The sequence below is a fragment of the Haloarcula sp. JP-Z28 genome, from assembly GCF_011440255.1.
GTDB classification, from domain to species: Archaea; Halobacteriota; Halobacteria; order Halobacteriales; family Haloarculaceae; genus Haloarcula; species Haloarcula marismortui.
In genome coordinates, this window is sequence record NZ_JAAOHT010000099.1 from 1 (window position 1) to 11414 (window position 11414).

Sequence of the window (11414 nt, forward strand, 5' to 3'; positions counted from 1 at the left end):
CAAGCTACCACAGTATCTCAGAGCGTTTCAGCTACGTCGAGAGCTGTTTCGGAAACCAGGCCGAGCTGCTCTCAAACACGCTGTTCGAGCGACGCTGTGAAATCAACAATGTGCTACGCATGAGCGTATACAGAAAATCTCGACTGTCTATATCTGGGCGGAACAGAGCCGGTGAGGCTGAATGTCCAGTCAGCACGCCACTGCGTGAATGAGCCGCGAGCTGTGACAACGATGTCACTACTTACCGACTCTCGGCGATACGTTGCTGTACCAACTTGTCCACGTTGTACAGCAGCGCTCCCACGGAAGCAAGCACGGTCGCAAGATAGACGATTAGCTGTGGTGGGCCGGAGGCCGCCCCGCCCAGCGCCGCGCCGGCAAAGCCGACGACAATGACCTCGACCCAAGTGACAAAGACACGCGACAACAGCATAGTCCCGGCCACGGTCAGTACGCCTCCTCAGGCGTGATGGGACCGCTGAAAGCCGAGTACAGCACTACGAAGTACACCGCCACCAGCGGGAGCAGCAGCGACGCACCGATAGTCATCAGATTCAGTGGCAGTGTCGAGACGATAGCTCCACGAACTGTCGTGCCCGTCGCCGGGTCGATGGCGGGATACATGAGTCTCGCGACGACAGCGACGAGACCGTAGGTCATAGCCGCTGCCGCGCCGAGTGCCCGCAGGCTTTGCTCGCGCCGAAGCGCGACGGTGTAGCCAACCGCCAATCCAATCGAGAGCATGACGAGGGCCACAATCGCCGGAGAGAGAAGCGCCGAGAGGCCGTCTGGAAGCCGTATCCCGAGTACCCCAAGCGTGGCGACCACAGCAAGCAGGTAGCCCGCCGTCGCCGCCGTCCCATAGGTCGTCACCGAATCGGGGAGCTGTGCTCGTCCCTTCAGTTGCAGGAACGCTGCCCCTGAGACGACCGTCAGCAGCGTTAGCGTGACGCCGACGATGAGGCCGACTAGCGTCAGCGATCTAGTGGCCCCGACGAGCCAGTTGCCGGCAAACACACCCAGCAGGAACGGTGCGAGGACGCTGCCAGCGACGAACGCCCGCCCCCACCACCGCTGCCACGCCGCGTCGTGGCGCTGTTCGTACATCTCCGGGGCGAGCCCGCGTAGGATGAGCGCGCCAAGGATACCGAACATCAACAGGTAGTGGCGACTGAACAGGCCAGCATACGCCGGGGGGAACGCGGCAAAGAGAGCGCCGCCGAAGACCACTAGCCACACTTCGTTGCCGTCCCAGAAGGGGCCAATAGCCGCCAGCACTGTCTCGCGTTCGTCGTCAGTCTCCAGGAGCGCGAATATCGCGCCGGCCCCGAAGTCGAACCCATCGAGAAAGAGGAACGTCGCGAGCATGGTAAACACTAGCCCGAACCACAGCTCCGGCAGTGGGAGCCCAAACAGCGGGCCGGCAGCAAGCGAATCGGCGCTAATCATCGTCGACCGCCCCGGGGGTCGGCTGGCTCGGACTCGGACCCGAGTCAGGAGTCCGCGTATCGTTCTTGACCGACCGGAGTTCGTCATTGCCCGGGGGCCCGTTCCGGATGATGCGCCAGATGACGTAGGTGTACAGACCCAGTAACGTGGTGTAGACTCCGATGAACCCAACAAGAGTGATAGTCGCCTCAGTCCCGGTCAAGCCCGGAGAGACGCCCGCGCTGGTTTTCATCACATCCTGAATCACCCACGGTTGGCGGCCGACCTCTGTGACTATCCAACCAAGTTCGACAGCGAGAATCCCGAGCAGAGACGACCCCATCAACGCTTTGTGCAGGAGACCGTCCTCGAGCAGTTGGCCCTTGTACCATCGGTAGCCGCCCCAGAACGCCAGCAGGATGAACCAGAACCCGAGTCCGACCATCGCACGGAAGGCCCAGAAGACGATAGCGACAGGCGGGGCCTCTGTGTCAAAAGAATTCAACCCACGTATCTCGGCTGTCGGATCACCTCCGCTGGCCAGCCACGAGGCCCCGCCTGGAATACCGATGCCGAACAGTTCCTTTGCTCGCGGGTTCAGGAAGCCGTCGATGCTCGTTGGTACGGCAAAGATGTATTCGGGGACGTACGACTCAGTCTCCCAGACAGCCTCCATCGCGGCGAACTTCTGCGGTTGGGTCTCTGCGACGTGGCGGCCGTACATATCGCCATGCAGTACCTGTAGCGGTGCGGTGATGAGCAGCGCGACGAGACCGATTTTTAGCGTCGCCTCCCAGAACTGTGGATTCTCTACGGGGTAGCCCCAAACGTGGTGGCGGAACACAAAGTAGGCACCGACACCGGCCATGAACAGCGCTACTGACTCGACGGCCGCATTCTGCATGTGGACGAACATGTATCCAAAGCGGGGATTGAGATACGCCGCCAGCGGGTCGACGAGGTGGACAACCATTTGGCCGTTCTCGGTGACGAGTTCGTAGCCACGCGGCGTCTGCATCCAGGAGTTTGCGATGAGAATCCACACTGCCGACAGCCACGTCCCCAGGCCAACGGCCACGCTGGAGATGAAATAGAGTTTGTCGCCGACCCGGTCACGGCCGAAGACGAACACGCCAAGGAAGGTAGCCTCAAGCATGAACGCCATCATCCCCTCGACGGCCAGCGGGCCGCCGAACAGTTCACCGGCCGCCGTCGCGAACGCGGCGAAGTTCGTCCCGAACTCGAACTCGAGAACGATGCCGGTAACCGTACCGACAACGAAAGAGATGGCGAAAATCTTGGTCCAGAACCGACGCAACTGCTCGTATATCGGCTCGCCAGTCCGGATATCTCTCCACGTGAAATAAATGAGAAACGGGGCGAGTCCCATGCTCATCACCGGGAAGATGATGTGGACGATGGTCGTGACTGCGAACTGGAGCCGACTTGCAATGACTGGGTCGATCATGATGTGAAACCGTGTGGTCGCGGAGCTGCCGTATATCGGAATGTAATCGAGCGAAAGCCTTAGATTCAGTTTTGTCGTAAGACAAGGGAGCGATTTACTGGTGGAATCGCCTGTATCCTGATATGGACACTCGGTGGGCGGTATTCGCACTCGTGGTGGTCGTGACAGCGGTCATGATAGTCCGGGGAATCGTCGGTATCCAGAACGGCGAGTTCGGCACCGTCGGGCGACAGTTCGGAGTCGGTGCTATCGTGTTCGCTTTCGGAGTCGCGCTCGTCAGGTATTGGGATCGAGTTGGCCGCTAGTCCCAAGCTAAGAGCCGTCAGATAGACTTGATAGCCACTTGCCGTAACCAAACGCTGCGTTGAGACATGTGCGTACAACAGGTATCACCGACAAACAGGCCAGACAGTTAGCAACCGATACATCTCGTCTGTGAGGGCGTCGGCAGCACGCATCCGGTATACGTAGCGACAACTCGGCCCGCTGTCGTTGCGTGTCATCTGTTCCCGTCTGAGTGTGGGCGAGCAGATGGTTTAATAGTGTATAATAATCCCAAGTCTATGAAAAGTCAGACGAACGATACGACCATGGCGGCGAGTGGACGGGATGACCAGTCAGTCGCGGTATCGTCTGACGACAAAGACGAGCAGCGCGAGAACAAGCACCACCTGGACGGCCTTGTCGACGTAGCCGACGAGCGTGTAGTTGCCGGCCTTGATTACGACCCATAGCGGTATCTGGATGGCTGTGTAGGGTATCGCCGCGATGGCGAGGGCGTCCCTGCGGACGCCGCGGACGTACAGCGCCGCCCCTCCGAGAAATCCCAGTCCGGCGAGTACGAGCGGCGGCGCGCCCTCGACGACACCCGGATAAATGTGAGTCACCGCGGTGATACCGACCAGCACGACGATCCCCTTTTCAAGCGTCGATAACGACGTTGTCGGGCGGTCAGCCGACCGGGACTGTGTCTCTACCATGTCGAGTAGAAGACCCGAGACAAATATATAGCTGTGGTTGGCACACGCCAACGGCCAACTTCTCCCCTATTGTATTGTGACAACTAAACATTTTTGTGTCGATGGTCGATTCTCCCTACGTACGGCGTCCGTCGCTATGGTGCCGGGCGGCATACCGGTAGCGCGCGTCGAGACACCGCCTCAGAACAATGATACGGAGACTCCTCGAGACACTGAAAGCCAACCTCATCTACGTCGTCGTCGGTGCGCTGGTCACCGGACTCGCTGCCGGCCAGGTGGCAGGTGAGAGCACCCGGGGACTGTTACAGACGGCCGTTGTCCCAGTGCTGTTTCTGATGATATATCCGATGATGATCAACATCGATCTGGATGAGATACGCAACCTGCGGGCACACGCGCGGCCCGTAGCGCTCAGTCTGGTGGTGAACTTCCTGTTTACGCCGTTTGTGGCCGTCTTGTTGGCCCGGGCCTTCTTCGGCGGGAACGTTGAGTACACTGTCGGGCTCTACTTCATCGCCCTGATTCCGACATCCGGGATGACCGCCGCTTGGACCGGGCTAGCCAACGGCGACCTAGAGTCGGCGCTGGTCGCCATGGCTGTAAACCTGCTGGCCGCGGTCGCGATACTCCCGGTATATCTGTCCGTGCTGATACCGGGCAGTGTCGGCTTCGAGCCGACGGCGCTGTACCGACAACTCGCCCAGGTCGTCGTCGTACCGATGCTGGCGGGGAACGTCACCCGGCGACTCCTCCTCCGTCGGTACGGCTGGGAGGGGTTCAGGGAGCTGAAACCCACGTTCGGCGGCCTCAGCTCTTTTGGCGTGATGCTCATCGTGTTCATCGCAATGACGATGCGGTCGCGGGCGATCCTCGCCAACCCCCTCACTTCGGCCAGTGTCGTCCTCCCGCTCGTCCTGTTCTACGTGGCCGTCGTGGCCGTCGGCTCGGGGTTGGGGAGCGTGTTCCTTGACGACGGACAGCGGGTCGCGCTGGTGTACGCGACGAGCATGCGGAACCTCTCTATCGCCGTCGCCGTCGTCGTCGCCGCCGAGACGTTACCGACCGGGGCCGTCCTACCCATTGCACTCGCGTACATCCTCCAGCCGCCGCTGGGGGTCCTTTACATGCACTACCGCCGCGACATCGTCGATGAGGGGCTCTCCCTCCGGGAAGCCGCCGCCAGGCTGGTATGACCCCCGGTGTGGCATGTGATACTCGGAACGCCGCTTCCAGCCGACAGTCGCTGTGTCCGCGGGGCACGTCGGGCGGTCCATTCCCGACCACAGCGATGTACTGCGTGGTCGGTCACCACAGCTGGAAGTGTGGTAGCGGGACGGCCGGAAGCGTGACACCGAGTGCGGCCAGGCTGTGCTGGAGCTGGATGTAGCCAGCGCGGCGGAGGCGACACCGAGCATGCGGTGCAGTCGCTGGCGGCCACCGATGTACAGCCCCTCGAACACCGTCACGGTCAAGAAGACGGCCGGAACGGTCCCGAGCCCCAGCGCATCGAGGGCTGCCATTCCGCCCAGTGCAGACCCCTGTACGAACGCGTACAGGTACACCAGGTACAGCAGTGGACACAGCAGGAACTCGTGGACGGCACCGAGCCCGGCGATGCGGTAGTCGCCCACCCACTCGTCCATCCACGAGAGCAGGGCCGCCCGCACCAAGCTCGCGATGCGTTCGACACCTGGGGGCGGAACGGACCGTACTCCGCCACCGGTGACGTAGCTGGTACCGACGACGGCGACGGTGACAGTGAGATCCACGGCGATACCCGTCAGGGCGCGGACCCCCGTCGCGACGAGAGTCACCGCCCGGACACTCACGAAGGCCAGCTGGCCAGCGAGCCCGAAGACACCGTCTAGCAGGGTGCAGGGGGCCGTGCGTCCGAAGTTGAACACTGCGTGCTGTCTGATTTTCCGGAACGAGAGGATGTCGTCGCGCCCGTCTTCAGCCATCTAGTCCGCGTAGATAGCGATCGGCGGCCTACACATTCTGATGCAGTGTGTGCCGCCGAGCAGGCCGACGAGTGCCAGCACCAGCAGTCCGGACGTTCGGTCTGATAGGCCTGGTCAACGACGCCGGTCAGGTTCCGGAGGAAGGTGAGCGAGAGGTGGCGGAAGTCATAGGCTGCTATCCGGTCGGACTCTGCGGCGTCGATACGTTCGAACGTCACGCCGGGTTTCTCGTCGACGATGGCCTTGGCGGGAGAATAATGGCCAGCCTCGGAGTAGAAGTGGAATTGGGAGTGACGACTTGTTATATAAGCCATAACAAAACACTCCAGATTTTCATATGGAATATGGTGTGTAGCACCGGCAGACACCCACTTAGTAGCGGAGAGTTAATTAATCGTAACTGAGTTTTTGAAAGAGCGTGTTGAGGCACAGTAGTCTCCAGAAGCCGGCGTCGTGGGCAACGTCAGGCGAGCGCACCACATCGCTCGTGAGTACCACGGCTGGGATCTACCAGACGAAAGCGAGCGCCGTCACCAAGCGATGGCGGGCGAGACGTGATGTGCAGTGACTCATCCAACCATATGACCTGCAGAACCGACGAGTGCGACGCGCCGATCTTCGACGCCGAGCGCATCGCGTCTGTCGACGGAGCGTACGGGCCCTGCATGGCTGTCGGGCGTCACGCCGGCGTCTGTTCTACCGGTCATCTCTCTGTCTGGGACGTCGCTGAGGCCTGAGTGCTGTCGGTCGCGTATTCGCACTGGTGATTTTGTGTCCCCCCGATGGGGTGAGGGGGTTCCCGAACATGAGTACCGAACAGCAGTCCGTCGACGAACAGTCTCCAAGCACCGAAGCCGACGACCGACCGGACATTCGTGCCCAGCACCGGCAGGCACAGGCCAGTGGCGAGGTTTTTGCGGGGCGTCCACGGGGTGAGAGGTAGATGTGCTGCCCCGACTGCCAGTAGGCCCCACAAGAGAGACTCAACCTCGACAGTTGAGAAACGGTTAACGAGGAGCATGCAAAAGTCGGGCTTGTGACTGACGATCTCGCGTATCCCTCTGTCGAACTCATCCTTGAGCTCCACGACCAAGTCGTGGCAGAAGGCGACATCACGGAACCGGGGGTCCGGTCAGAGGACGCGATTGCATCCGCACTACAGTACGTTTCGGAGGGGTTCTTCGGGGAAGTACCTGAGACGATCCATCAAAAGGCGGTCCATCTGATGCGACTACTCGTTTCGGATCATCCGTTCGTCGACGGAAACAAGCGAACGGCACTCCGAACAGTGGTCGTTTTCTATATGCTGAACGGATACACGTTTGAGTACGGTGATGAAATTCGAGCGCTCTTACACCGGTTTGCGACCGGCGAAACCACAGTCGACGTAGACACTGCAGTCATCTACTTCCGGGCATGTGCTCGCCGCAACTGATAAACCGATACACTGGATAATGATAGATAGAGAAATGGCGTCTAGCACCGACTCCTCGACGGCGATTGACGAGGAAGTCCGCCAGTTGTACGAGCGATATCAGGCGGCCGAAAGCGACGCCGAACGCCGCGAGATTGCGCTTGAAATGGGGAAGCTCGATGGACGTCGCCACGCTGATATCTACGCAGCGCTCGAAAACGAGTGAGAAGCCCCACGTTCTGCGTTTTCGTGTCCAGCGTCGTTCGCGACTAGTAGCTGCTCGGTCGCCTTTTGTGAACGCCTTTGCCCTCTCGTAGAAGGATCAACCCATCTTGAACTCTCCACGCCGATAGCGGTTGCTTCCAATACGACAGCACAGCACAATCGTCGCGCACATCTGCGCTTCGTGGTCTATGCTCGTGTTGCGTCGGCGACGTGGTCGTGTTTGTCGAGGCTGCCGACAACTTGGGTTTCCGTGGCATACACGACGCTGCTCCTGCGTGGGTCGAACCGCTGTAGTGATGCCGGTCTAATGGCGGTACTGGAAGCAATTTTGTGTCCCCCCGGTGGATGAGGGGGTTCTCGAACATGAGCACCGAACAGCAGTCCGTTGACGAACAGTCTCCAAGCACCGAAGCCGGCGACCAGCAAGACGCCCTTGCCCAGCATCGACAGGCACAGGAACGCGGCGAGGTCTTTCAGGGCCGTCCCCGGGGTGACAGGTAGATGTGTTGTCCCGACTGCCGTCGGCCACAGTCGGCGTCGGCGTGTGTACAGAAACGCTACCATATCGACGGGCAGGCTTTCGACCCGATTCCGTGGGGCGGGGGGAGCCAGTATCTCACGTACAAGCTACAAGTCCTCCAGACAAACGAACGGACCGTTACCGTCGACCTCGAACGGTGGCGCGACCAGTCGTGTCCTGCCTGTGGTGTCGAGCACGGCGAGCTCCACCACCAGATGTGTGACTACGAGGAGTGTCCGGCGTGTGGCGAGCAGCTGCTACTGTGTTCGTGTCTTGTCGAGATCGAGATCAACGCGACGTCCAGTATCACAGGCCGCTTCAAAAGGTTGCTCGGCCTCTTCTGACAACTTAGCGTCTGTGGGTGCGGTTTGAGTTGCGGACTGAACTGACGAAAAGAAACGCTGCTATCCAGAATCCGAGCGTATACACAATATGTGATAAGACAAAGGTAGTCAACTCAACCTCAAACTGCAAATTGAAGATTTCTGCTCCAGTAATTAGGAAAATCCCACCAAACATTATTTGCGGAGGGAATCCACGCTGCATAAACCAGAACCGTGTGGATAGCCCCAAGACACTGATGATAACCGTGGCGATCGTCCAGTACAGTCGGACAGTATCCTGTATTCCCAGGTCTAGATTGCCCCAGATTATGAAGTAAATGATGGTCCACAGTGCGATCAGTAACAGAAACAGCATCAACAGGTGAGCAATGATCTTTCGTCTGAATCCACCACTTGATGGGAGCGAGCCATTCGAAACGAAGTCATAGACTTTTCGATAGAAATTTACCGCGACTGCCCCCTGCATAAACGAACCGAGTAGGATGATCCCAACAACGACGGTGTCGAATGAGGCTGTCTTTCGTGCGCCCCAGATCGTGAAACCCGTTCCGATACCGAGTATGAGCGTCCCAAAAACACCCTTCGGAGCCTCGACAGCGAAGTCGCTCTTCGGATCAACGAACGGCAGGCCCCATGTGATAAGTACAGATCCAGTAGTTACCAGAACTATTGCCAACCACGGCGGAAAGTAATCCAAAATCCACGAAACGACCATCATGCAACCTCCCGAAAGCGGTCCTGTAACGATTGAACGAGGATGTACGTGACCAAAAGCATCAAGATTAGTGGGAGTCCGGCGACGCTATCTGCAAATGAATACCCGAAGATAATCTCGCGTGTTATATCCATGGAATTTATTTGCCAGATGAGAACTGGCGGATAGACGACAGTCATCACGACCCAGAGTCCAGCAAAATTGGCCAGATCATCGGCGGCTATCAGATACGCACCCGTTGCTGCGAGATACGTTCCCAGCAACACAAGTGGTGGATAGATCTCAAATATCGATTCAAGCGGCCCGATATTTCCACCGAGGATCAGAAGCCCAGTCAGTAGCTCTCTTGTTGGCATTCGTTGTATGCGTATCTGCACTAATCAATAAGCGTTAATTGCTGGTTGAGATGACGCGCACGTCAGAGTCGCGCGCAGTTGGCGACGAGAGGGACACGACTGCACTCGCGCTGGCAGTCGGTTCCTTGCAGCGTGGGACTGACGGCCGGGCAGAGACGGGTGGCCGGCTGGTGTATCGTTTGGCCGTCGATTAACAGAGACACTCGTGGCGCACTTGGCTCGCGTTGATCAAATCTTGATGAACATCGGTGGCAAGTTCGTGCATCGCCTTTGCTTGCGATTCAGTGGCAATTCCGAGCCGGTAGTAGGTTTTTGTTCGGTTCTGGTTCCATAGTTCAGCTAATCGTTCCCCAAACGCGTCATCATAGAGTCCGATCTCTGCACCTCGCTGGTACAGTCGCCGATGACTACTGATGACCTCAGAAGCGTCCATTGCGTCGTCGTGGATGAGTCGGAACTGGATCGTCCGCTCTATCGCAACGAACGACGACTCGATGACAACTGTGTAGTAGCCATCATCAAGCAGGCGGGACGCAGCTGCCAGAAGCCGACATGCTCGGCGAAGTTGGACCAATTCGGCTTCGTCGACATCAAGCCCGTCCTCAACATTCTGTGGTGTCTGCTCGAAACTACGCTCAGCGGCTGCCAGTGCGTTAAGCACTGATTCATTCTCCATTCGCGTACACCTCCGCCCGGATATTGGACAGCTGATCTGTCCCGACTAATATCAGTCCCTCATCGAACTGCTGTTGGAGCCGGTCACCAATCCGTTTCGCGCTTTCGGTCGATTCGACCAACGTTTCGAAGGTGTAGCGGTTCCCCTCAAATTTCGTCTCTTGGAGAGTGCTTACGATTGACTGAACAGTTCGGCGAGCCTGTGTCCTATCGTCTTCGACGAAGACAAGAAGATCGATATCACTTGCGCGGTCGGCTGTCCCCCGTGCCACGCTACCGAAAAGCAGGACGCCGACGAGATGGTCAATCTCTTCCTGAACAGTATCGACGAAGGCCCGGACAGGCTTGTGAAATTCCGACTGAGGGATCGACAGGACTGGATCAGATTTTGTGAGTCGGTCACGATGGATACGCACGTATTGCTTCCGGCCTTCTTGACGGGTCTGAACTGTGCCGAGTTCTTTGAGCAGTTTGACTGCCTTTGAGACCGTTGCCTGGTTCCCGTCAATCATTTCCGCGAGTTGGCCGATGGTGAACTCTTCATATGGCTCCTCAATCAAGCGAGCGAGCACATCCTGCATCGCCTGATATCGAAAGACCCGGTCCTGAGGGAACGGATACTCCAGAGCAATTGTGGTCGTTCCTTTCGTAGTAGGCATACTATTCCTATTAGGAATGTATTGGTATAAAAGCCAGCTTCAGCCTGGGCAACCAATTTGGAAACTATCGATGCCCATGTCGGGGTTGAGCGATTGAAGGCGAGAGGGACATGACTGGCACTGACGCTGGCAGTCGGCCCCTCGCAGCGTGGGGCAGACGGCCGGGCGAAGCAGACGGATACCTGGTGGATAGCAGCGTGGGGCTGGCAGGCGGGCTGAGAGCGCGAGAGACGAGTGTGTGTCGGCGTGGGACTGACGGCCGGGCAGAGACGGGTGGCTGGCTGGTGTGTCGTCTGACCGCCGGGCAGCCGCCGCTGGGCGGCACGCTCGCTCTTGCCGGAGCCGGTGCGTTGACCGATGGCCGGCGGAGAGGGTACGAGTGGCGTGTGTCTCGTGTGTAGCGAGCAGGGGATTCTGGAACTGCTGGCCCTAGAGTCGAGTCGTGTGGCACTCGTGACGGTGTCGGGGGAGGCGATGGCTCGGATGGCAAGACTCGTGGGACTGCTGTGGGCGGGACTACTGACACTGACGCCGGCGGCACAACTGACTGCGACGGGACTGCTGGCTTCGACGGCACTACTCCGAACGGTATCGCGACGACGGACTCCGTGTCGGACCAGCACACCTTGAAAGCCCCACGCCGCTGGCGGTCGCTCAGCGACATATCCG

At 58.9% G+C, this 11414-nt stretch carries 19 protein-coding genes and 1 pseudogene; 11 read left to right on the forward strand and 9 right to left on the reverse strand.

All coding sequences use genetic code 11. The annotated features are described in order from the left end of the window. Nucleotides 1-100, forward strand: a pseudogene (locus G9463_RS21915) (IS1595 family transposase); the annotation flags it as partial. Between the two features lie 141 nt (nt 101-241). Here G9463_RS21915 and G9463_RS21920 read toward each other — a convergent pair. The 3 genes from G9463_RS21920 to G9463_RS21930 are packed head-to-tail and all read right to left on the reverse strand — an operon-like array spanning nt 242 to nt 2896. Further along, the gene (locus G9463_RS21920; RefSeq protein ID WP_229380454.1) at nt 242-445 is read right to left on the reverse strand and encodes a hypothetical protein; all 204 of its coding nucleotides are present in this window, start codon (nt 443-445) and stop codon (nt 242-244) included. A gap of 2 nt (nt 446-447) precedes the next feature. Beyond that, nucleotides 448-1449 carry a cytochrome d ubiquinol oxidase subunit II gene (locus G9463_RS21925; protein WP_165897827.1) on the reverse strand — a complete coding sequence of 334 codons (1002 nt, stop codon included), beginning with the start codon at nt 1447-1449 and terminating at the stop codon, nt 448-450. Continuing rightward, a complete protein-coding gene (locus tag G9463_RS21930; protein ID WP_165897828.1) occupies nt 1442-2896 on the reverse strand; it encodes a cytochrome ubiquinol oxidase subunit I in 1455 nt (484 codons plus the stop codon). The genes G9463_RS21925 and G9463_RS21930 overlap by 8 nt, the downstream gene beginning before the upstream one ends. Nucleotides 2897-3018: 122 nt before the next feature. On the opposite strand from G9463_RS21930, the gene G9463_RS21935 reads away from it, so the two are divergent. Then, the gene (locus G9463_RS21935) at nt 3019-3201 is read left to right on the forward strand and encodes a hypothetical protein (protein WP_004965224.1); all 183 of its coding nucleotides are present in this window, start codon (nt 3019-3021) and stop codon (nt 3199-3201) included. 312 nt (nt 3202-3513) lie between these two features. Here G9463_RS21935 and G9463_RS23840 read toward each other — a convergent pair whose 3' ends face one another. Then, on the reverse strand, nt 3514-3876 hold the full coding sequence (locus tag G9463_RS23840) for a hypothetical protein (protein WP_007189785.1): 363 nt from the start codon (nt 3874-3876) through the stop codon (nt 3514-3516). Between the two features lie 188 nt (nt 3877-4064). On the opposite strand from G9463_RS23840, the gene G9463_RS21945 reads away from it, so the two are divergent. Next, on the forward strand, nt 4065-5069 hold the full coding sequence (locus G9463_RS21945) for an arsenic resistance protein (RefSeq protein ID WP_165897829.1): 1005 nt from the start codon (nt 4065-4067) through the stop codon (nt 5067-5069). On the opposite strand, the gene G9463_RS21950 is transcribed toward G9463_RS21945, so the two are convergent. After that, nucleotides 4950-5837 (reverse strand): sulfite exporter TauE/SafE family protein, encoded by an 888-nt coding sequence (locus tag G9463_RS21950; RefSeq protein WP_165897830.1) that lies wholly within the window; start codon nt 5835-5837, stop codon nt 4950-4952. The two genes, G9463_RS21945 and G9463_RS21950, sit on opposite strands and share 120 nt — an antisense overlap. A gap of 581 nt (nt 5838-6418) precedes the next feature. Here G9463_RS21950 and G9463_RS21955 point away from each other — a divergent pair. From G9463_RS21955 to G9463_RS21980, 6 genes are all read left to right on the forward strand, one after another. Next, a complete protein-coding gene (locus G9463_RS21955) occupies nt 6419-6574 on the forward strand; it encodes a hypothetical protein (protein WP_165897831.1) in 156 nt (51 codons plus the stop codon). Between the two features lie 68 nt (nt 6575-6642). Beyond that, entirely contained in the window at nt 6643-6780 is a 138-nt protein-coding gene (locus tag G9463_RS21960; RefSeq protein WP_165897832.1) for a hypothetical protein, read from the forward strand. A gap of 93 nt (nt 6781-6873) precedes the next feature. Then, nucleotides 6874-7272, forward strand: a complete 399-nt coding sequence (locus tag G9463_RS21965; RefSeq protein WP_165897833.1) for a type II toxin-antitoxin system death-on-curing family toxin — start codon at nt 6874-6876, stop codon at nt 7270-7272. A gap of 34 nt (nt 7273-7306) precedes the next feature. Continuing rightward, entirely contained in the window at nt 7307-7477 is a 171-nt protein-coding gene (locus G9463_RS21970) for a hypothetical protein (protein WP_004592295.1), read from the forward strand. Nucleotides 7478-7839: 362 nt separating this feature from the next. Next, nucleotides 7840-7977, forward strand: coding sequence for a hypothetical protein (locus G9463_RS21975; RefSeq protein WP_165897834.1), 138 nt, complete (start codon nt 7840-7842; stop codon nt 7975-7977). Continuing rightward, nucleotides 7978-8340 carry a hypothetical protein gene (locus G9463_RS21980; RefSeq protein WP_165897835.1) on the forward strand — a complete coding sequence of 121 codons (363 nt, stop codon included), beginning with the start codon at nt 7978-7980 and terminating at the stop codon, nt 8338-8340. A 4-nt stretch (nt 8341-8344) separates the two neighbouring features. On the opposite strand, the gene G9463_RS21985 is transcribed toward G9463_RS21980, so the two are convergent. Both G9463_RS21985 and G9463_RS21990 read right to left on the reverse strand, forming a co-directional pair. Further along, on the reverse strand, nt 8345-9058 hold the full coding sequence (locus tag G9463_RS21985; RefSeq protein WP_147435177.1) for a hypothetical protein: 714 nt from the start codon (nt 9056-9058) through the stop codon (nt 8345-8347). Then, nucleotides 9055-9411, reverse strand: coding sequence for a hypothetical protein (locus G9463_RS21990; protein ID WP_004592299.1), 357 nt, complete (start codon nt 9409-9411; stop codon nt 9055-9057). Before G9463_RS21990 ends, G9463_RS21985 begins: the two co-directional genes overlap by 4 nt. Nucleotides 9412-9461: 50 nt before the next feature. Between G9463_RS21990 and G9463_RS21995 the strand changes: the two genes are divergently transcribed. After that, nucleotides 9462-9605 (forward strand): hypothetical protein, encoded by a 144-nt coding sequence (locus G9463_RS21995; RefSeq protein WP_158598778.1) that lies wholly within the window; start codon nt 9462-9464, stop codon nt 9603-9605. On the opposite strand, the gene G9463_RS22000 is transcribed toward G9463_RS21995, so the two are convergent. Continuing rightward, complete coding sequence (locus G9463_RS22000; RefSeq protein WP_165897836.1) at nt 9602-10087, reverse strand: hypothetical protein; 486 nt, start codon at nt 10085-10087, stop codon at nt 9602-9604. The genes G9463_RS21995 and G9463_RS22000 overlap by 4 nt on opposite strands. Continuing rightward, nucleotides 10077-10745, reverse strand: a complete 669-nt coding sequence (locus G9463_RS22005; protein ID WP_240150120.1) for a nucleotidyltransferase domain-containing protein — start codon at nt 10743-10745, stop codon at nt 10077-10079. Before G9463_RS22005 ends, G9463_RS22000 begins: the two co-directional genes overlap by 11 nt. Nucleotides 10746-10855: 110 nt before the next feature. On the opposite strand from G9463_RS22005, the gene G9463_RS23890 reads away from it, so the two are divergent. Further along, nucleotides 10856-11146 carry a hypothetical protein gene (locus G9463_RS23890; protein WP_205254254.1) on the forward strand — a complete coding sequence of 97 codons (291 nt, stop codon included), beginning with the start codon at nt 10856-10858 and terminating at the stop codon, nt 11144-11146. Nucleotides 11147-11414 lie beyond the last annotated feature (268 nt).